The 20,833-nt window shown below is 49.6% G+C and carries 20 protein-coding genes; 10 read left to right on the forward strand and 10 right to left on the reverse strand.

The window, feature by feature from the left end:
* Positions 1-33: 33 nt before the first annotated feature.
* Positions 34-288, reverse strand: a complete 255-nt coding sequence (locus tag G7Y46_RS02130) for a Txe/YoeB family addiction module toxin (RefSeq protein ID WP_165252123.1) — start codon at positions 286-288, stop codon at positions 34-36.
* The gene (locus G7Y46_RS02135) at positions 281-538 is read right to left on the reverse strand and encodes a type II toxin-antitoxin system prevent-host-death family antitoxin (protein ID WP_165062976.1); all 258 of its coding nucleotides are present in this window, start codon (positions 536-538) and stop codon (positions 281-283) included. The genes G7Y46_RS02130 and G7Y46_RS02135 overlap by 8 nt, the downstream gene beginning before the upstream one ends.
* Before the next feature lie 240 nt (positions 539-778).
* Between G7Y46_RS02135 and lysA the strand changes: the two genes are divergently transcribed.
* The 4 genes from lysA to G7Y46_RS02155 all read left to right on the forward strand — a co-directional run bounded on the left by lysA (position 779) and on the right by G7Y46_RS02155 (position 5,757).
* Positions 779-2,134 carry a diaminopimelate decarboxylase gene (gene lysA / locus G7Y46_RS02140; protein WP_165062977.1) on the forward strand — a complete coding sequence of 452 codons (1,356 nt, stop codon included), beginning with the start codon at positions 779-781 and terminating at the stop codon, positions 2,132-2,134.
* A 291-nt stretch (positions 2,135-2,425) separates the two neighbouring features.
* The gene (locus G7Y46_RS02145; RefSeq protein ID WP_165252124.1) at positions 2,426-3,709 is read left to right on the forward strand and encodes a homoserine dehydrogenase; all 1,284 of its coding nucleotides are present in this window, start codon (positions 2,426-2,428) and stop codon (positions 3,707-3,709) included.
* Complete coding sequence (locus tag G7Y46_RS02150) at positions 3,709-4,407, forward strand: HAD family phosphatase (RefSeq protein ID WP_241157012.1); 699 nt, start codon at positions 3,709-3,711, stop codon at positions 4,405-4,407. Before G7Y46_RS02145 ends, G7Y46_RS02150 begins: the two co-directional genes overlap by 1 nt.
* 21 nt (positions 4,408-4,428) lie before the next feature.
* The gene (locus G7Y46_RS02155; protein WP_241156074.1) at positions 4,429-5,757 is read left to right on the forward strand and encodes a putative ABC transporter permease; all 1,329 of its coding nucleotides are present in this window, start codon (positions 4,429-4,431) and stop codon (positions 5,755-5,757) included.
* A gap of 8 nt (positions 5,758-5,765) precedes the next feature.
* On the opposite strand, the gene G7Y46_RS09125 is transcribed toward G7Y46_RS02155, so the two are convergent.
* From G7Y46_RS09125 to fabG, 4 genes are read right to left on the reverse strand one after another with little or no spacing between them, the layout of a single operon-like run.
* Positions 5,766-8,156, reverse strand: a complete 2,391-nt coding sequence (locus G7Y46_RS09125) for an acetyl-CoA carboxylase carboxyltransferase subunit alpha (protein WP_241157013.1) — start codon at positions 8,154-8,156, stop codon at positions 5,766-5,768.
* Positions 8,157-8,164: 8 nt separating this feature from the next.
* On the reverse strand, positions 8,165-8,695 hold the full coding sequence (gene fabZ / locus G7Y46_RS02165; protein WP_165252126.1) for a 3-hydroxyacyl-ACP dehydratase FabZ: 531 nt from the start codon (positions 8,693-8,695) through the stop codon (positions 8,165-8,167).
* A gap of 42 nt (positions 8,696-8,737) precedes the next feature.
* Complete coding sequence (fabF, locus tag G7Y46_RS02170) at positions 8,738-10,054, reverse strand: beta-ketoacyl-ACP synthase II (protein ID WP_241157014.1); 1,317 nt, start codon at positions 10,052-10,054, stop codon at positions 8,738-8,740.
* Complete coding sequence (gene fabG, locus G7Y46_RS02175; RefSeq protein WP_165252128.1) at positions 10,051-10,806, reverse strand: 3-oxoacyl-[acyl-carrier-protein] reductase; 756 nt, start codon at positions 10,804-10,806, stop codon at positions 10,051-10,053. Before fabG ends, fabF begins: the two co-directional genes overlap by 4 nt.
* Before the next feature lie 160 nt (positions 10,807-10,966).
* Here fabG and G7Y46_RS02180 point away from each other — a divergent pair, with 160 nt between their 5' ends.
* Genes G7Y46_RS02180 through G7Y46_RS02195 form a run of 4 tightly spaced genes read left to right on the forward strand, consistent with a single transcriptional unit; the run spans position 10,967 to position 13,538 of the window.
* Entirely contained in the window at positions 10,967-11,185 is a 219-nt protein-coding gene (locus G7Y46_RS02180; RefSeq protein WP_165062981.1) for an acyl carrier protein, read from the forward strand.
* 31 nt (positions 11,186-11,216) lie between these two features.
* Positions 11,217-12,200 carry a nitronate monooxygenase gene (locus tag G7Y46_RS02185; RefSeq protein WP_165062982.1) on the forward strand — a complete coding sequence of 328 codons (984 nt, stop codon included), beginning with the start codon at positions 11,217-11,219 and terminating at the stop codon, positions 12,198-12,200.
* Complete coding sequence (locus G7Y46_RS02190) at positions 12,197-13,108, forward strand: ACP S-malonyltransferase (protein ID WP_165252130.1); 912 nt, start codon at positions 12,197-12,199, stop codon at positions 13,106-13,108. Before G7Y46_RS02185 ends, G7Y46_RS02190 begins: the two co-directional genes overlap by 4 nt.
* Positions 13,109-13,115: 7 nt before the next feature.
* Positions 13,116-13,538, forward strand: a complete 423-nt coding sequence (locus tag G7Y46_RS02195; protein ID WP_165062984.1) for a peptide deformylase — start codon at positions 13,116-13,118, stop codon at positions 13,536-13,538.
* Between the two features lie 49 nt (positions 13,539-13,587).
* On the opposite strand, the gene G7Y46_RS02200 is transcribed toward G7Y46_RS02195, so the two are convergent.
* The 4 genes from G7Y46_RS02200 to G7Y46_RS02215 all read right to left on the reverse strand — a co-directional run bounded on the left by G7Y46_RS02200 (position 13,588) and on the right by G7Y46_RS02215 (position 18,639).
* A complete protein-coding gene (locus G7Y46_RS02200) occupies positions 13,588-14,232 on the reverse strand; it encodes a molecular chaperone TorD family protein (protein ID WP_165252132.1) in 645 nt (214 codons plus the stop codon).
* A 149-nt stretch (positions 14,233-14,381) separates the two neighbouring features.
* The gene (gene nrfD / locus G7Y46_RS02205; RefSeq protein WP_165252134.1) at positions 14,382-15,569 is read right to left on the reverse strand and encodes an NrfD/PsrC family molybdoenzyme membrane anchor subunit; all 1,188 of its coding nucleotides are present in this window, start codon (positions 15,567-15,569) and stop codon (positions 14,382-14,384) included.
* Positions 15,570-15,580: 11 nt separating this feature from the next.
* Entirely contained in the window at positions 15,581-16,198 is a 618-nt protein-coding gene (locus G7Y46_RS02210; RefSeq protein WP_165252136.1) for a 4Fe-4S dicluster domain-containing protein, read from the reverse strand.
* A gap of 8 nt (positions 16,199-16,206) precedes the next feature.
* Complete coding sequence (locus G7Y46_RS02215) at positions 16,207-18,639, reverse strand: molybdopterin-dependent oxidoreductase (protein WP_165252138.1); 2,433 nt, start codon at positions 18,637-18,639, stop codon at positions 16,207-16,209.
* A 108-nt stretch (positions 18,640-18,747) separates the two neighbouring features.
* Between G7Y46_RS02215 and G7Y46_RS02220 the strand changes: the two genes are divergently transcribed.
* Together G7Y46_RS02220 and G7Y46_RS02225 are read left to right on the forward strand one after the other, a co-directional pair.
* Positions 18,748-20,208: a PLP-dependent aminotransferase family protein gene (locus G7Y46_RS02220; RefSeq protein WP_165252140.1), complete on the forward strand. Its 1,461-nt coding sequence runs from the start codon at positions 18,748-18,750 to the stop codon at positions 20,206-20,208.
* 353 nt (positions 20,209-20,561) lie between these two features.
* Positions 20,562-20,833, forward strand: a 272-nt coding sequence (locus tag G7Y46_RS02225; protein ID WP_206214161.1) for a PD-(D/E)XK nuclease family transposase, incomplete at its 3' end; no start/stop codon positions are given.

A 20,833-nucleotide genomic window follows, 5' to 3' on the forward strand; every position in this document is an offset into this window, starting at 1 on the left:
AGGCGAGACGCGAGACTATCAAGTCTCGCCTTTTTAGTAATGATCTTTGCAAGATAAGATCCATATATTGCTGTCTTGAATTGTGTAGATCAATCTATTTGTAGCATCTATTCTGCGCGACCAGCAGCCGCTAAGTCCGAATTTCAATGGTTCGGGTTTGCCAATTCCAGAAAATGGATCGCGTTCCATATCTTTTATAAGTGTATTTATGCGTTTCAGCGTCTTTTTGTCTTGCGATTCCCAATATAAATAATCGTTCCAAGCGTCATCGGAAAATACTTTATGCATTTAGCAGCTCCTGCTGAATGCCGTTTCCGCTGCGAATTTGCTGCAATCCACGAAGTATTTTATTGTGAAGCTCCGGATTTTCGTATATGCGGATAGTTTCCATTAGTGAATCATAATCGCGAGCATTCATAACCACTACATTTTCGGTTTCATCGCGATTTGTTACAAGCAAGCTTTCTGCGTTATCTCTACAGCGTTGTATTTCCGATTTCAAATCTTTGCGAAAATTGCTATATGTTATCGTCCGCATGTTAGCCTCCGTACTTGTACAATAATTTGTACAAGTATATGACTTTATACCTTGCAAATCAATATAATTGGCGGTATCACAGTGAAGGCTGCGCAGTTTTCGAACCCTACCGTTCCGATTTTATATATTCGTTATATGTCAAGTTACCTTATTGCCAATTTGTAAAATTCCAATGCTGAATCGGCGGGCAAGTTGGGCTTTGTTAAAATGTTGCAAATTAATTATGTATAGGAGAAAAATATGTCTTTACCTGCGTCAGACCTTACGAAACAACCTGATAACCGCACCACTATGCAGCTTGGAAAAGTGTTGCCCCGCACAGCAGAAGTGCGCGACGACCATCTATTTATTGGTGGGGTTGATATGGTGAACCTTGTTGAAGAACAGGGTAGTGCGCTTTATGTTTTTGATGAAGCCGACCTGCGCTGGCGCATGGCAGAATACATACGCGCATTCCGCAGCCGCTATGAAAATTCCGATGTTATATACGCCAGCAAGGCGTTTCTGAATAAAGCAGTTCTGCGAATAGTGGCTGACGAGGGGCTTTGCTTGGATGTGTCGGGCGGCGGCGAATTAGCGTGTGCGCAGTTCGCAAATTTCCCTACTGACCGCATTTTTATGCATGGCAACAACAAAACACCGACCGAGCTGGAAGAAGCTATGCGTGCTGGCGTAGGTCGCATAGTTGTCGATAGCCGTATAGAACTTGCGCGTGTAAGCGAAATAGCTGGTCGTTTAGGCATTGTGCAAGACATATATATGCGCATAACACCGGGCGTAGAAGCCGACACGCATGAATACATTCGCACGGGTTGCGAAGACTCGAAGTTTGGCTTCACTATGCTGGATGATTTTGCATACACATGTGTGGGTACTGCGCTTGAAGCCGCCAATGTGCGCCTTGTGGGGCTGCATTGTCATATTGGGTCGCAAATATTTGCGTTGCATTCGTTCCGTGAAGCTGCCGAGGTTATGGTTGATTTCATGGCGCGCATTCGCGACGGTTACGGGCACACCATAGCCGAACTAGATTTGGGCGGTGGTCTTGGCATTGCCTATACTGCTGACGACAATCCGCCTTCAATAGATGAATTTGCCGAAGTTACCTGCGACGCGGTACGAAAGGCGTGCGAAAAGCGAAATTTGCCGTTGCCGCGCCTTTTGGTAGAGCCCGGGCGCAGCCTTGTAGCCAATGCGGGTGTCACCTTATATACAGTTGGAATTTTGAAGACGCTTCCCGGCATTCGTAAGTATGTGGCTGTGGATGGCGGCATGAGCGACAATATACGCACCGCGCTATATCACGCCAGCTACGAACCTACTATTGCCAATAAGGCCGGTCAGCCGCGAACTGAAATAGTTACGCTTTGTGGCAAGCATTGCGAAAGTGGCGACGCTGTCGTAGTTGACATGCCTCTACAGCAAGCCGAATTGGGCGATGTGGTGTGCGTGTTTGGTACAGGTGCATACTGTGCCACTATGGCAAGCAATTACAACGGGCAACCACGTCCCGCAATTGTGTTTGTGGCTGACGGACAGGCACGGGTTACTACACGCCGCGAAACCTACGAAGACTTGTATTCTCGCGATTTGTAAAAAATTTCAGCTTTAGTGGTCAAAACTTTCGACTTTCCATGGTGAAAGACGCGAAATTCTGCCTACTAGCGCACTGGCATCTCCTGTTTGCCCAGTGTTCTCCACATTTGGGGTAGGATATGTGGCATTGCGACCATGGAAAGTCGGAAGTTTTGACCATTTTCCCCCAAAAAAATTGCCCGCCACCCATAATGAGGTGCATGGCGCAAGAAATAGGGTGCAATAAGTTTGCCTGCGCATAGTTCCGCTATACTGGTATAACGCATTTTAGTAAGCTGCATTGGAGAATTCATGGCTATAAAGATAGGCTTGGTAGGAACCGGAACAGTTGGCGGTGGCTGCATAGATATACTGGCGAAACATCGCACCGATTTTCAGAGACATTTAGGGGTGGATGTAGAACTTTCTCGTGTATGTTCTCTTAATTCCGCCGAAGCAGAAGCTCATGGCGTAGGGCATCTATTTACTGCCGACTTCCACGATATAACCAACGATCCTGATATAGACATTGTCATAGAACTAATAGGCGGCACGACAGTAGCCCGTACAGTTGTGCTAGAGGCTTTATCGGCTGGCAAGAATGTAGTTACCGCGAACAAAGCACTTATGGCTACACATGGCGAAGAAGTTATGGATGCAGCAGAAGCTGCTGGCGTGGAAATTGCATTTGGTGCCAGTGTGGGTGGTGGCATTCCTATAATTGGTCCGCTAAAGCACTCGCTTATTGCGAATCAGATAGAGTCTGTAATGGGCATTGTGAATGGCACTACAAATTACATGCTTACGAAGATGGCAGAAGAGGGCGTAAGCTACGAGCAGGCGCTAGCCGAAGCGCAAGCTGCTGGTTTTGCCGAAGCCGATCCATCGGCTGACGTGGATGGTCTTGATGCCGCAGCTAAGATTGCAATTTTGGCATCTATTGCATTCAATTCGCGTGTAACAATGGAAGATGTGTATGCACGCGGGATAACAACCATTTCCACCACCGACTTAGATGCCGCGCGCGATATGGGTTATGTGGTGAAGCTTTTGGCTATTGCGCATCGAACGCCGCAAGGTATAGATGTGCGTGTACATCCCACTATGCTGTCGGTTGGTCATCAGCTGGCAACAGTAAATGGCGTATTTAACGCTATTTATGTTGTGGGCGATTTTGTGGGCGAAACCATGTTCTTTGGAGAAGGTGCAGGCGCGGGTGCGGCGGCTAGTGCCGTAATGGGGGACGTGCTGGAAGTGGCGCGCCATCTGACGCAGGGCGTTGCGCCTATAGTGGGCTGCACTTGCACCGATAAACTGCCAATTTGCCCTATAACCAGCCTTTCCATGAAATATTACATGCGCTTTACTGCGGCAGATCGTCCGGGCGTGCTTGCCTCTATGTCAAGCGTATTTGCGAAATACGACGTAAGCATACATTCCATGATTCAGCGCGGTGCTGCGCCAGATGGAACGGTGAATCTGGTGTATGTAACGCATGTTGCGCGCGAACAAGACGTGCGAGCCGCCATAGATGAAATATGCGCTTTACCAAATACTGTGTCCGGCGCACCTTCGCTAATTCGTGTAGAGGAATAATGGCAAGATTGCATAGCGCCAAAACGATGGATATAGGAGTTATTTTCGATTGCGATGGCACGCTGCTCGATTCCATGAATATGTGGCATTCGCTAGACGATAAGTTGGCTCAGCGTGCAGGTGTATCTTTCACAAAAGAGGACAAGGATTTTCTTACTTCTGGCACATTGCTTGAATGCGGTAACTACATGCACAACAAATATGGCATAGGCGAAAGCGGAGTAGATGTAGTGCGCATTATTAGCGAGGAAACAGCTAGGTGGTACGAATCCGAAGCTGTAACAAAGCCCGGTGCGCTAGATTTTATATGCGGCTTGCATGCGGCTGGGGTGCCTATGGCTGTGGCGTCTTCTACGCCTACTCGTCTTTTGCATTCCGGGCTTGAAACTACGGGGCTGGCTGGTTTTATGCGTGCTATTGTGTCGGTTGAAGACGTAGGTTCGTCAAAGCGGGAACCGCTAGTTTACGATACCGCGCGCAAGGCGCTTGGCACGTCGCAGAAATATACGTGGGGCTTTGAGGACGCACTTTATGCCGTTGGCACGCTTTCAAAGGCAGGCTATCGCACGGTGGGTGTATACGATAGCGATATAGCGGGCACGCCCGAAGAGTTAAATAAAGCGGCTGATATGTTTATCACTTCGTTTACAGAAATAACAGCAGAGGACTTTCTTGAGTTAACCTTAGCCTATCAATGATCGAACCGGAGGATTAATTTCATGGCGGGCAACGATAATAGCCAAAAAGAAGAACAATCTAGGCGTCATCCGCGTAAAGGCGAAACGCTTTCCTCTAGCGCCGATTTTAGGAAAGAGTTAAGCGAAATCCGCAACGACATACGCGAGGTGTATGACACTAGCTGGTATAAGCGTATGGTAAGCGCTCCGGTGGATAGCGAAAAGCTGCCGCTGGCTATGAAGATATTTGGTGTCCTGTGCATTTTGGGCGCGCTATATGGTTTTGGCAACGTGGTATGGGATTTAGTGGATACGATACATGCATTTCAGTCGGGCAAAATGGCTGCAATGGGCACATCTACCACGGTTGTAACATTTGTTTTTCTAGCTGATCTGATTCTTATTTCGCTTAGTGTTTTGTTATACGGCATTGGCATCCTTCGCAATCAGCGTAGGTTTGCCGCGCTGATTATATACGCGTTGTATGCGCTGCTGGTTTTGGGTGTTGTCTGTTCCATAATGCTAAACGGCGTTAGCGCATACCTGATTCTTTATGGCGTATTATTCGGCATTCTTATTGCTTTTCAGGTTTATCTCGATCCCAGTTTAAGCGACGAGCGAAAATTGCAGCGCATGCTGCGCGAAAATGAGATTCGCCAAGAACAGGAAGAAGGCACGCTAGGGCGCGATGCAAGCGGTAAGGGCTACATTGACCTTAACTTCTTCAATCTGTTTTGGATATTTGTCGTGGTTTGCATTTTGGGCGATGGTATGGAAACGCTGTATCACTATTTTGTGGTTGTTCCGGGCGAATGGCAAGACCGTGCAGGGTTGTTGTTTGGTCCATTCAGTCCAATTTATGGCTGCGGTGCCATACTTATGACACTTTTCCTTAATCGCCTGTATAAGCGCAACGTTATAGTTATTTTCTTGTGTAGTGCTGTTATTGGCGGCGCTTTTGAATATTTTGTAAGCGTTTGGATGCAGTATGCGTTTGGTGCGGTTGCGTGGGATTACACCGGGCAATGGCTAAGCATAGATGGTCGTACTTGCGGTTGGGCTATGTGTGCGTGGGGCTTTTTGGGAGTAGTGTGGATAAAGCTATTGCTGCCGCTGTTGTTGCGTGTGGTGAATTTGATTCCTTGGAACTGGCGCTATGCTGTTACGGTTGTGGCTACAGTACTTATGCTTGCCGATGTGGTTCTTACGCTGGAATCGTTGGACTGCTGGTACGAGCGCTTGGCAGGAGAACCTATTACAACGCCTATTCAGCAATTCTATGCCGATTACTTCGATAACGAATATATGGCAAATCGATTCCAGTCGATGACGATAAACCCAGACAACGCCGTCCGCCAAGGAAGCGTTTAGGCTGTTATCTAAAACGACCTAAAGCGGGAATAGCGCTGTTCGCGTAGTTCTTCGGGTGCCATAGCACAAAGTTCATCGAGGGCTGCGGTTATGTAAACCCATACTGCTGCCGCAGCCTGATCGGGGTTTTCGTGCGCAGCTTGTGCACCTTCGGGAATTACATCTTCAATAACACCCATAGCTAACGCATCGGCGGCGCTCATTTTCATTACTTCGGCAGCTTCTGGGGCGCGACTGCCATCTTTCCATAAAATGCTGGCAAATCCTTCGGGCGAAAGTACCGAATAAACGGCATTTTCTTGCATGGCTACTCGGTTTGCCACAGCAAGAGCCAGCGCACCGCCGCTTCCGCCTTCGCCAAGCACCACTGTAACTACAGGAACAGTAAGCCCCGACATAAGCGCAAGAGATTCCGATATAGAATTGCCAATGCCGTGCTCTTCTGCTTCACGTCCGCAGAATGCCCCTTGCGTATCTACTAGGCAGACAATAGGGCGACCAAATTTTTGTGCTTGTTGCATAAGGCGTTGCGCTTTGCGATAGCCTTCTGGTTGTGGGCAGCCGAAATTGCGCGCTATGCGACTTCTTAAATCTGGTCCTTTTTCTTGGGCTATAACCGTTACTTCGCGCCCATTTATCCTGCCTATCCCGCCAACTATGGCACCATCATCGCCGAATGCACGGTCGCCGTGTAATTCGATGAAGTCTTTTACCATGGACTCTATGTAATACATAGACGTGGGGCGCTTTGCGTTGCGCGCAAGCTGCACGCTTTCCCAAGCTCGATTGCTAGATTCTGCAGGTTTAGCACCGCGCACTGGTAGATTTATATTGCTTGTCGCAGGCTTCATGTTGGGCAGATCGGCTACGCCTTTATTGCGAATGGCCCACCACATGCCAGCTGCCGACGTTTGTTCGCTTAAGACATGTCCGAGCGAACCAGCCAATCCAGACAGGCTGTTTTTTAATGCCGCAAACGATGAAGTGTCTTTAATGTATTCTTCCGAAGTTTTGGTATTAATCTGCTCTGCTGCATTCAAGTCTTCAAAAGACTCTTCAATACCCGTTGTCGTGCTCTCTGTTTCTGAGGTGCTTGCGTATGCGGTGCTTGCGTATCCGTGCAGACTTAATATATTGGCAAGTTTATCGCGCATATCGGTGCGCTCTACTATTGCGTCAATCAAGCCGTGCTCCAGCGCAAATTCGGCGCTTTGGAAATCTTCTGGAAGAGTTTGCTTTATGGTGTCTTGTATAACGCGCCGTCCGGCAAAACCCATTAGTGCCTGAGGCTCGGCAAGTATTATGTCTCCCAGCGTTGCGAAAGATGCTGTAACTCCGCCAGTTGTGGGATCGGTTATTATTGACACAAACAGCAACCCCGCGCGCGAATGCGCTTCAATTGCCGCAGAAACTTTCGCCATTTGCATAAGCGATGCTAAACCTTCTTGCATGCGCGCACCGCCCGAGGCGCAAAATATAACAACAGGTAGCTTCTCTTCTGTGGCACGCTCTATCATGCGCGTTAGCTTTTCGCCGACTACGTGCCCCATGCTGCCCATCATAAAGGTTGTTTCCATTATTCCGACTGCAACAGATATGCCTTTGATGCTTGCTATTCCGCAGCATACGCCCTCGTTTTTGCCGCTGCGTTTGCGGGCGCGCTCTATTATGGCATCAAATTCTGGGAAATCTAGAGGATTAATTTCTGCCAGATCGGCATCTATTTCCTGAAAACTGTCTTTGTCGAAAGTAATTGCTATGCGCTCTGCCGAATCGATGCGATAAAGCTTCTTACACGATGGACATTTCCATTCATTCTGCTGAACACATGCCTTATCGTGCGTAAGTCCACAATGGGCGCATTTGCACCATTGCGCGGGTGGAATTTCCGGGCTTTCGGCGGTTGCGTTAGCCCACATCAGAAGTGCTCGGTCGCCTTCGTGCGGGGTTAGCATAAACAGCCCTCGGCGTTGTATTTCGCTGCACAAAAGGCTACTTGGGCTTTCGCGAAGCGACCATAGAATAGTCTTCGCCCCCATATTTTCAGCTGCTTCAAGTATGGCGAATTCGTTAGTGAATAGGCGCTCGTCGAATTTCGGTCCTAAAGGCACTACTTGCGCTAAGCCACCGAAAGAAAATGCGCGCAGTTTGTCGCCGGTGCCAGTTGTAAATATTGGGCGTACACCGAAATTTGTCGCAGCGCGTACTGCATTTTTTAGCGGCGTGCCAAAACCAACAATAAGTACGGGTCCCGGACGTTTTTCGCTAAGCTGACTTAGCATATAAACCATAGCGGGTTTTGTAGCATCGGCTTCTTCTGGCTGTTCTACAGGAGCCGCGCCTATGTGCTGATCTATTGTGCCAAAATCGCTGTATTTGTAATAACGTTCGGGATCCATATCACACCTTAAGGAAGTATTATTGGGGTGGCATCGGATGCTTTTGCAGCCGATGTGCTGTTCTCGGCATTTTCTATTATGTCTTCTTTTTCGTCAGGCGTAGCAAAGAAGTAACGCTGTACGGCCTCAGCAACAAGCGCATTGCCTTTGCGGGCTTTCACTTGTGCTTTGCAGAATTTGTTGCTGGCTTGCAGTATTCTGGCTTCAAGTTCTATTGTGTCGCCCGGCAATACGGGTTCGCGAAAACGCGCTTTATCGATGCCTGCAAGATAACCCACTTTGACTGTGGCATCTTGATTAGCCATAAGGCAACAGCATGCGGCTTGCGCCAGAGCTTCCATAACTAAAACTCCGGGGAAAATTGGATATCCGGGGAAATGACCTTCAAACAGCGGCAAGTCGGGGCGCACATCAAGTTCTGCCAATATATATTCGCCGGGTTCGCATATATCTATGCGGTCTACCCACACAAAAGGATCGCGGTGCGGAAGCAGCTGCAATACGCCTTCTTTGCTGCACGGGAATTCTACATTTGCCATAATTGCCTCCTTTCGCTTGCGTGGGTCAAGCGAAGTTGAAAATTATTCCTGATACGGAGCCAACGCCAATGTGGTGTTGTGTCCGCCAAATCCAATAGAGTTAGAAAGGGCAATTTTTTGCGGATAGTTGCGTAGTGCCTCGGTAAGCACAGTAACGGGGCATTCTGGGTCGGCTTCGGCAAATCCGGCTGTGGGTGGCACAAGGTTATTTGCCAGCGAAAGCGCACAAACTATGGCTTCAATTGCGCCAGCAGCACCTAACATATGACCAGTTATACCCTTGGTAGACGTAACCGGTATATCAGCTTTGTCTGTGTCTAGCAGTTTGCAGAGCGCGTGTGCTTCGGTGGAATCGTTCAGCCCGGTAGATGTGCCGTGCGCATTTAAGTGACCTATGTCAGAAGGCTCAAATCCCGCTTCATCTAGCGCCATCTGCATTGCGCGAGCAACGCCTTCACCACTAGGTTCTGGTGCTGTTATATGGTACGCATCGCCGGTAGCGCCGAATCCAACTATCTCGGCAATTATATGAGCGTTGCGCTCTAGCGCACTATCTAGGCTTTCAAGCACCAGTGCCCCAGCGCCTTCGCCCGCAACAAAGCCCGATCTGTTTATGTCGAATGGGCGGCTTGCAAGCAGCGGGTCGCTTTCATGAGTAAGAGCGCCTAAGTTTGCAAATCCTGCAATAGATATATCCGATATTGATTCTTCAGCGCCGCCGCAAAGAGCTCTGTCGGCTATGCCAAAGCGAATCAGCCGATACGCATCGCCAATGCATTGTGTGCCGGTTGCGCACGCTACGACACAGTTAGTGCATTCGCCTTTAAGCCCGAAACGGATAGCTAATTCTCCGGCAGCTATGTTGCTAATAATTGTTGGAATAAACAAAGGGCTTACGCGCTTTCCACCTTTTTCATGCAGTTTCACAGATTCGTTTGTGAACGTATCCATGCCTCCGATGCCGCTACCAAATACAACAGCGAAACGGTGTGCGTCTATGCCATCTGACAGTTGCCAAGGCGATTCGTTGTTATCTTCGCTATTTTGTACCAGATTGGCTTGCTTCATGGCTTCATCGGCTGCTACAACAGCGTATTGCACAAATTTTTCCCAGCGCCTAGCCTGCTTTTTTGTAAGCCCAAGTTGAATGGCATCAAAGTCGTGAACTAATCCTGCTACATGTATGTTTACCGCTTCTGCTACTTCATTTTCAAGCGGGCTTATGGCGCATTTGCCATCAACTGCGGCGTTGAATAGTGCATCCACACCTATTCCCGCGGGCGATACTGCCCCCATTCCGGTTATTACTACACGCCTAGGCTCTATAGTATTGTTGCGGTTGTTTTCAATTTTGCTCACAGCGATATCCCTCCGTCTACGCCAAGCACTTGCCCGGTAATATATCCTGCGTCTTCGCTTGCTAGAAACGCTACGGCTGCGGCTACATCGTTAGTTTGCCCAAGCCGCTTTAGCGCTATTCGCTCTGTAAGTGCATTGGCGGCTTTTTCACTAAGTGCCGCTGTCATGCTAGTTTCTATGAAGCCCGGCGCTACGGCGTTGACTGTAACCCCACGTGCACCTATTTCTTTGGCGGTAGCCAGCGTAAGTCCTATAATTCCCGCTTTTGATGCTGCATAGTTTGCCTGACCGGCATTGCCGCGCACGCCTACTACGCTGCTGATGTTAATAATGCGTCCCCAGCGCTGTTTGCACATTACTGGTACTGCGTGTCGCATGCAATTGAAAGCACCGCCAAGATTTGTATCAACCACAGTTTCAAACTGATCTTCGCTCATGCGCATAATTAATCCGTCGGCGGTTATGCCGGCATTATTCACTAATACATGCAGCGCGCCGAAATGTTCGACCACTTTGGCTACCATATCTTTTGCGCTTTCAAAGCCTGACACATCGGCGTGTACGCACATAGCTGACACGCCGCATTCTTCCTCAATTCGGTCACGCAGCTCTTCGGCGCTTGTTTTGCTGCTTTCAGACCGGTAATTTATTGCTACGTTCATGCCTGCCTGCGCTAGTTTTAGCGCAATGGCGGCTCCTATTCCGCGGTTAGCTCCTGTTATTAGCGCTACATGCTGCTCTTTATTGTTCATAAGTCCTTCTGACTGGCGCTTTGCCCCTTTTATTTATAAATAGCATTTTAGGAATTATAACTGTACGCGCAGCAGAAAAGTTGACGAAAACGCCCGGCATAGTAAGTTAGTGTTGCGAAATAGGCTAGAATGAACCGCGGCCGAAAAGAAAGGAATTCAAATGGCAACTATTGATACTATTGCAAAAATTTTGAACGACAATTTGGATATTGAAACCGATAAGGTAACAGCCGATGCTACATTCGATTCTTTAGGCATTGATTCGCTAGATATGGCAGAACTTACTTGCACATTAGAAGAAGAGCTTGATATCGATTTTGGCGAACCCGAAGGCTTGAATACTGTAGGTGATTTGGTCACTTATATAGATTCTTTGTAAACCGATTCAACGGTGTGAAAGGCGGCGCAATTTGAAAACGCGTGTAACCGAACTTCTCGGTATTGAAAAGCCAATAATCCAAGGCGCTATGGCATGGATTGCCGATGCATCGCTTGCTGCTGCGGTCAGCGAGGCTGGTGGTTTGGGAATAATTGCATGTGGTTCAGCGCCGCTTTCTTGGGTAGAAGATCAGGTGCGCAAAGCGCGTGCGAAAACCAATAAACCAATTGGTGCAAATGTGATGCTTATGAACCCTGAAGCGCCTGAACTGGCGAAGCTTTTGGCAGATTTGCGAGTTGAGGTTGTTACCACAGGTGCTGGTTCGCCTGCGCCCTACATAGAGATGTGGAAAGCGGCTGGTATAAAAGTTGTGCCGGTTATAGCATCTACAGCGCATGCGAAAAAAATGGAGCGCGCCGGTGCTGATGCTGTTGTTGCCGAAGGGCAAGAAGCGGGCGGTCATATTGGTGAGCTAACTACTATGGCGCTAACTCCTGCGGTGTGCGATGCCGTAAGCATTCCGGTTATAACTGCAGGCGGCGTGGCTGATGGTCGCGGTATGGCAGCAGCGTTTGCTCTTGGTGCTGAAGGCGTGCAAATTGGCACTAGGTTCTTAACGGCTGAAGAGTGCACTGTGCACGATGCATATAAGCAAAAAGTTATGGATGCAGGCGATGCTGACACCATAGTTACTGGGCGCGATTCTGGGCATCCGGTTCGTCAGCTGAAGAATGCTTTTGCACGTCAGGCTAAGGCTCTGGAAAAGACTGCTGCTGGTAACGAGGCAGATTCTGCTGAATTGGAAGCTTTGCTGGCTGGGTCGCTTCACCGTGCGGTTGAAGGCGATGTTAAGAACGGTTCGGTAATGGCTGGGCAAGTGGCAGCTCTTGTACACGATTGCAAGCCGGCACTTCAAATAATTGACGACCTTATGGCTGAGGCGCAGGCTTGGAGCGCTTTTGATATGCAGAAGATGGCGGATGCAAACGCCGTGCGTGGTTGGAAGCAAGCATGACAGTTTGGCTTTGTTCGGGGCAGGGGGCGCAAAAGCCCGGCATGGGTTCCGACTTGCTAGATTTGCCCTTGGTGTCTGACACTTTCGACCTTATGTCGGATGCGCTTGACATAGATTTAAAGCGCTTATCGCGCGAAGGAACGCAAGAAGAAATAAATGGAGCTGTGGCTGCACAAGCGCTAACTATGGCTGTATCTGTCGGCGTTGGTAGCGTTTTGAAAGATGCCGGTTTTGCGCCGAGCGCCATAGTTGGTTTTTCGCTGGGGCAAATATCTGCACTTGTTTTAGCGGAGGTGCTTTCTCTTTCAGATGCGGCGGCACTTTTGCGGGTGCGCGCGAATGCTATGGCGCGTGCTTGCGAGGAAAATCCGGGTGCCATGCTTGCGCTAATGGGCGCTACTGTTGAAGACGCGCACCAGCTTTGCTGCACTGTGGCAAATGGCGATGTGTTGGTTCCTGCAAATATGAATGCCCCCGGGCAGGTTGTTATTTCGGGCACCTGTGAAGCTATAGAGCGTGCGCAACAGGCTTGGAAAGAGGCTGGGAAAAAGTGCGTGAAGTTGGCAACTGCCGGCGCATTTCATTCCCCCTTAATGTCTAGTGCGGCTTGCGAAGTGAAAAATTTCTGCGATACGCTAAATTTTGCTACTCCAAGGTTTACTCTTTTATGCAATACCGACGCACAACCTTTCGATGCTAAACATGCCGCCGGGCGACTTGGTGCGCAAGTGCAAAGCGGAGTCATGTTTGAGCAGAGTGTGCGTGCCTTGCTTGAACAGGGCGAAACCAACTATGTTGAAGTGGGTTTCGGAGGTGTTCTTGCAAACTTGGTGAAGCGTATTGACCGCGCTACAACACGTACTAACATAGGTACTCGCGAACAACTAGACGCTTACTTGAACGCTTAGGAGCACAATGGCAGTCAAAGAGATAATTAAAGACGAAGATATATTGTCGAAGCCATGCGAAAAATGCACGGATGCTGATGCTGCGCTGGCGCAGGATCTACTTGATACAGTAGCGGCTACCGAAGATATGGCATGTCTTGCGGCTAATCAAATTGGGGAAACGAAAGCTGCTATCTGTTATGTAGACGATAACGACGAGCCACATGTTATGTTCAATCCAGTTATGAAGCGCGCGTTAGCTCCGTTTAAGACTGTCGAAGAATGCTTTTCTGTAGATGAGCCTCATAAAGTTACGCGCTTTCAGCGTATGACTGTAGAATATGACGAGTTAGTAGATGGCAAGTTGGTGCCGCGTAAGCGTGAATTTCGCGATTGGACCGCGCAAGTTATTCAACACGGCATAGACCACACAAAGGGCAAAGTCATATAGTTTTTGGTTATTGGCGGCTTCCTAACAGTCGCCAATTTGTTTTGCAACTCTATTTGTCAATATGTTCTCGGGGGTCGTGAGCCACCATGGATAGCAGGGCGCCTGCAAGTTTAACTACGCCTTGGTAGTATCCATCTGTGCATTCGTCGTAGATACACTGTTCGAGGGCGCCTATCCATGAGAGGGGATGCTCAGACGTAAAGGTAGCGATATCTGTACTGCTTTGTTCGCCGTGGGAAGCGCGTTCGCAGAGCGTGGCAAGGTATAGAAGTTCAATGCCGATGTGATCTGCATATTGGTTATTGTCATTCGAAATTTGCAGACCAGCTTCGCGCAAGAGACGTTGCATTTCGAACGTTGCCTCGCCGAACCCGATAGAGACGCTTTCTCCGCGATAGAACGTCTCCCATGGAGCGGCACTCGGATGTGGCGGACCGACGAACAGGTGCGTATATTCTACTGAAATCTCTCGTACAAGGTCATCCTCGTTCATGATCGCACGCTTGTTTTCGGCGTAGGCAAGGCAGTGTGAGATGGCGGTTGCCACTGCCTTATTCTTGAAGTTTGGGAATTCTCGCCAAAACGAAGGGTCAACACCATGGCGCTCTGTCTGACTCATGGGAGCAAGCAGAGAGTTGCCCAAAAAAGCGAACGTTTGGGAAAGCTCTGTCCATGTTTGAGAGTTGTAGTTCATCGAAGATCCTTTCTAGGGGCATGATGCGGCAGGTTCAGTGTCCAGTAGCACCATGGTTGCCCCTGCGCCTAAAGGGGGCACATTGCAGCGCAGGGGCTCAAGGGGAGAATGCGCAGCTAAGGCATGACCTCAGTGCGTTTTCGGAGAGACTATTCAGAGGTCTTTGTGGTGTGTGTAGACGAGGCACCCTCGCCCGCAATAAGCTTATTCGACAGAATCATGAAGATGAGTACACCCACCGAAACAACGCCGATCACCACGAGAATCTCAACAAAGGTTGGCGCATAGGAACCGAGCAGCATCCACATATCTGCGGGATTCTGCTGCGCATCGAAGGTGCCAGATGCGATGCCGGGACCACCGTATACGTTGGGATGGATGAAGCTAGTAAACAGCAGCCACACGCGCTTGCATGCTACACCAAGTACGACGAGTACACTGGCAAGCACAATTATGCCGCGCTTCTCGCGGTTTTTGGTTATGGCTAGTATCACAAACGGTACTAGCAAACCGCAAATAATCTCGAACCAGAAGAACGGAGCTGTAGCGCCGGTGAGCATTTCAGAGAGAGCAACCGCCTCGCCCGCGCCCGGGTATGCCATCGTGAGCAGTTCGCACGCAACGAAGTACGCATCCACGGCAATGAAAGTTGCCAATAGCTTGCCAAGTGATGCCATGAGGCTGTTATCGAATTTGGCGATGTTTACTTTATCCAGCAGTATTAAACCGAGCAGCAACAACGCGAGGCCAGAGTCGAGTGCGGAAGCCACAAAGATTGGTGCCATAATTGCTGTGTACCATGCACGTGCGATTTGCAAGCCGAAAATCCATGCCGTCACACTGTGTACGAGGATAGCTACCGGCAGTGCCACGTAGGATAGCTTGCGGACCTTGTCCTCGTCGCCTTTTTGCATCCAGACGAGGTCAAGGATGTTGATGACGAGATAGATTGTGATGATACACATATCCCATAGCAAAGGAGACATGAAGTTCGGTCCTGTAAGTATGCGCCATACCTTTGCGATGCCACCGAGATCGACAAGTACCAACATGCCGGCTACGCAGATGCACGCTGTAGAACAGATGACAGCGGGCTTAGCCACGGTCTTGAACTTATCAATGCCGAACACGTGTGCCGAACTAGCCACGATTAGACCGCCGGCTGAAAGACCAACAAACAGCATGAACATACAAATGTATAGACCCCACGAGTTAGCATTTGACATACCGGTTACGGCTAAACCGTTTGCCAGCTGGTAGATCCAGCACGCCACACCGATAACGGCAAGCACGCCGAACACGCCCAAGACAGGCTTTTTGAAAGTATTGGTTTGCATGGTTGACACCCCTAGCTGACGTAGAAGACCTGCGGGCGCGTGCCCTTGTCTTCGAGTAGAATACGGACAGATTTCTCGTGTTTTAGCTTCGAGATTTCGGAATCCGGATCATCGAGGTCGCCGAAGACGCGTGCGCGAACAGGGCAGCATTCAACGCACATCGGCTGCTCGTCGCGATTGGTACGCTCTTTGCACAGCGTGCACTTTTCCATGACGCCGCGCTCTCTTTCTACAACCTCTTTATCTCCGTATTTGAAGTCCGGTTTACGAACGGGCTCAGCCCAGTTGAAAACGCGGGCGTTATAAGGACAGGCGGCCATGCACATGCGGCAGCCGATGCACTTGTCGTAGTCGATTTCTACGCGACCCTTTTCATCCTTGTAGGTGGCTCCGGTTGGGCACACCTTCTCGCAGGCTGGGTTCTCGCAGTGTTGACAAGCAAGCGGCAAATATGTGCGCGTTACATTAGGAAACGTTCCCAAGGAGCCATCTTCATGATCGCATCCTTCGGTTATCACGCGATTCCAAGCCATGCCCTGCGGTACGCTGTTTTGCATTTTGCACGCGAACGCGCAGGTTTGACAGCCTATGCAGCGATCAGTGTTGATTGCGATTGCAAGTTTTGTCATCTTTTTACCTACGCTTTCTTCACGTCGACAAGCACGTCGTTGTAGAGTATCTGGGGACCGAACTTCATCTTGTAGCAACGCTCTACTAGATTCGAATTAGTGACGTTTTGCAGGAAACCCTTCTTGTAATACTTGCTGTACGTCGTCTCGGCCATGAATAGCACGCCGGGTCGAATACCCTCGTCAAGAACGGCTCGGCAGACGAAGTCTCCGCGGTCGTTGAACACCAGCACGTCGTCTCCATTTTTAATTCCGCGTGCTTCGGCATCGGAGGGGTGCATGGTTACGCACGGGCTGTAGTTTTCTTGGAACCACTCAGAAGAGCTGTAAAACGCATGGATGCGATAGCGCGTCTTTCCCTGCATGAATACGAGTGGATATGTCTCCTTGAGCGGGTTGCCGTCATAGGCTTCATCGCATGTCTCATAGGAAGGAAATGCTTGTCCCTCATCGACTAGATCCTCGTAGTAAAGCTCAAGCCGCTTTGTTGGGGTCTTGAAGATTGGCTCGTGATAACCCACCTGATCTTCAACTGGATTGTCGCCGTTCTTTAGCGGCAGCATGCAGTCGTTGGCAATCAGGTTCTCGTAAGTTATTCCCTCCAAGTTACCCTTGAGGTTAGATAGCTGTTTGCGATTAAGTTCGTCATAGTTTTTCGGTAGATACTGATCGTATCCCCACTCTGCGAGAATAAGCCGCTCTATTTCCAGATCGGTCTTGCTTTCGAACAGCGGATCGATACACTTCTGGGCAATGTAGACGTGGTTCTGCGAGACGCGTACATTCTTGTATTCTTCCGTGTTCTCAAATTTGCTGCACGCAGGCAAGACGATATCTGCGTAGTCAACTGCAGATGAGTGGTAAATGTCGATTATAGCGAAGAAATCGAGCGACTTGATCCAGTCGATTGTGGCATTCGCGTTTGCTGCACGCAGGGTGAACGCATCTCCGAATGTAATAGCGGCGTGAATGTCGTTGGGCTTTGATGCAACCTCATACAAACGCATCTTGTTTTCGGACAGCTTTGCCCATTCCGGAAGCGGCCATGCGGTAAGCGTACCCGACAAGCTGCCGCCGCCCGCGCTGTAAAACCCAACACTAGCCCCAAGTTTGCCGTAATTGCCTGTAAGAGAGGCAATGATCGCAATGGCGTGTCCAAGTACATCGGCGTTGGCGTATTTATCAGGACCGCCTTCGGCACAATTAATAGTTGCGGGACCTCGGTTTGCATAGTCATCAGCAATCTGCGCTATCGTTTGCGCATCAATACCTGATCGTTCGGCTGCCCATTCGAGTGTGTATTCTTCCAATTTTTCCTTTAGTAGTGTGAACTCGGTGGCTACGCTGCGACCATCCAGTGTGAATTCGCCTTCGATTGCGGGGACAGCGCCTTCCTGATCGTACGGAACTGCCGTGCCACTTGCTTCATCCCATACCATCGAATGGACGATTGTGGCGTTTTTCTTGCCGATACGGTTTGTGCCGGTCATCTTCTCGCCCACAAGTTCGCCAGTTTCGCGATCAACTAGGAAAGGATACGACGTGTAGTTTTTCATGTAGTCCTCGTCGTACCACTTATTTTCAATGATATGTTGTGCCATTCCCAGTATGACGGCTACGTCCTCGGCGGGTTTGACCGGTACCCATTGATCGGACTTCGCTGCTGTTGGCGATAAGCGCGGATCGAAGGTGATAATCTTTGCGCCTGCTTCACGCGCATCTACCAGCGCTTGCGTCCAAATAATGCCGCTCTCGGCAAGGTTGTCGCCGATATTGATAATTGTTGAAGCGTGCTTCATCTCCCAAATCGAGTTAACCGAATTTCCGTTAACAGTCTGAAGCGCCGGTTCACAGCCGTTGGCGATGCCGCGGTCAAGACCTGTAAGTCCGCCACCCTCGGCATTTAGAAATACGTCTACGAATGAAAATCCTTGACCCAGACTAGCTTCGACCGATTTTTTCACATATAGACTGCCGGCTCCGTATTTTTCCTGCACGGCTTTCACGTTGTCAGCTATCTCTTTGACAGCCTCATCCCAACTAATAACTTCGAATTTGCCCTCGCCTCGTTCGCCGACGCGCCTGAGTGGGGTCTGCAATCTGTCAGCTGCGTAAACATGTTGGACTTCGTTGATTCCGCGTAGGCAAATCTTGCGATAGCGATCATCTTTCATGGGACGCGGTTCTATTTTGGCAAGGCGTCCATCTCGAACTGTTGCTTTCAGCCCGCATCCGCCAAGGCAATGAAAGTTATGACAGAGGTAGCAGGTCTTTTCTTCTGACTGTTCCTCCGCTAGAGCTTGAGTAGGCGCAAGCCATGAGCTTGTGCTGAACATGCTGCCCGATGCGGCACCCACAGCACCTGTGATGGCTGCGGCCTTCACAAAGCCGCGGCGCGACATCGTCGCGTTTGCGAGTGAATTGCGTTTGGTTTCGTTCATAGAATCCCTCCTCTTCTCGTCATTCACCCATCCGGCAGAGTAAACCGATGCTGCGTGTGTTAAAACGGACAGATGCGGAAATATAGCTATGGGCAGATAGGAGTTGAGGTGAGCGCGAAGAGAAAGGCTGAGGTATTTCTGCAGCTTGATGAGGCGGCGAGAGCACCGCTTTACCAGCAGATATACGAACAGATTCGCGACGCTGTCACGTCGGGTAGGCTTGTCCAAGGTGACAGGCTTGTCTCCATTCGTAAACTCTCTTCAGATCTAGGTGTGTCGCACACAACTGTCGAGCAAGCCTATCTTCAGCTTGCTACCGAGGGGCTTGTTGTGAATGTGCCGCGTTCTGGATACATTGTTGAGCACATCGACTCCGACTACTTCAAGTTAGAGCGCGCATCTAGTGAGGATGAGGTGCGTAAGCTAGCCGAATCTCGCGATCGAGAGGCATTCTTCGCGGAGAACCGAAGTGGTGGCGAAGTGCGCTACGACTTCTCGCATGCCAATTTGCAGCCCGACTCCTTTCCCGTGCGCATTTGGCGGCAGCTTCTCAACGAGGTTCTGTATGCCCAAACAGCCCCCGAGCTTGCCCGCTATGCCTACACCGACAAGGTTGGTTCGTTGCAGGTGGAGCTGGCGCGACTGCTTTCCCGGACGCGTGGTGTCGATTGTTCTCCCGAGCAGATTGTTGTGCAGGCGGGGACGGGTGAGGCGCTTACCATGATCATGCAGCTCTTCAACCGGACAACCGACGTTATTGGCATGGAGGATCCCGGCTATGCCACCGTGCACGAGGTGGCGCGTCGCCAAGGCTTTTCTATGGTTTCGCTGCCCACCGACCAAGGTGTTGAAGCTTTTCTTGCAGCTGTAGAGCGGCATCGCCCTACGATTATATTCAGCACTCCTTCACATCAGTTTCCCACAGGGCTGCTTTTGCCGCTTGATGCGCGCACGCGGCTGTTAAAGTGGTCTGAGGAACACGACGCCTACATTATCGAAGACGATAGCTGTAACGAGTTTCGTTACGCCACACGTCCTGTCCCGTCGCTGCAGTCGCTCGATGCTTACGGGAGAGTAATCTACTTATGTAACGTGTCGAAGGCGCTCTCGCCGAGCCTGCGCATAGCTTACGCGGTGCTGCCTCCGCGATTGCTGGAACGCTACTGGGATCTGTTTAACTATGCGCATCCGTCTGTTTCTTGGCTTGAACAGGAGACACTTGCCCGGTTTATCGCCCAAGGGTACTGGGACGCTCATGTGCGCAAGACGGCAAAAGGTAATCGTCGCCGGCATGATGAGCTTCTGCGCTGTCTGCGTTCCGAGATGGGCGACATTCTGAATATTTCGGGTACCGATACAGGCATGCACTTATACGTAACTGTGCGCAACGGCATGAGCGAACAGCAACTTATCGATACGGCGCTTGCGCAAGGCGTGAAAGTGTATGGTACCGCCCGCATGCGTTTTCCTGATACCGCTTCCACGAGCAGCGTGATGATTGGCTTTTCCGCCATCGCATTCGAAGATATTGAGCCGGGCGTAAAAGCCCTGCGTCGCGCTTGGCTTTGAGTTGTTACGTTAAGAAGCGAAGTGGCAACTGAAACTAATATTACTTTTCGCTGTTTTGTTGTCTTGCAACGCTATTTGTCAATATGTTCTCGGGGGTCGTGTAGGGTGTTTGTTGCCAATAGCCGCCAATACAAGTTTTGTGCCAGTTTTCTGTAAGATTTCTGCAAGATTTGTATACATTAAAAGTTGCAATTGAGCAGATTTGCGACGTAATAGCTGTTGCAAACAGTTGATTTCATAGCGATTTTCGGTGTCACTAAATATCGCATTTCTGATACATAGGCATTAGATGTCATATCTAAGATTTTAAGAGAATTGCGTACTCTTAAATTATTAGAAAGGTATAAAAAGATATGGCATCAGAGCAAAGACAGAAGCTAACTATTAAAAACCAATACATGTTCAACAGAGTTATGACAGATGAGGATATATGCATAAAAACGCTAGAGCGTATATTAAACAAAAAGATAGAGTCCCTTGAATACAAAAATGCAGAACAGGCATTTGAACCTCTGGCACACACAAAAGGAGTGCGCCTTGATTTGTTTGCTAAAGGAGAAAATAAGGTATATGACATAGAACTTCAAATTCAACCTAGAAAAGATATTGCAAAAAGATACAGATA

The organism is Adlercreutzia sp. ZJ304, from assembly GCF_011039075.1.
In the GTDB taxonomy this organism is placed as follows: Bacteria; Actinomycetota; Coriobacteriia; order Coriobacteriales; family Eggerthellaceae; genus Adlercreutzia_A.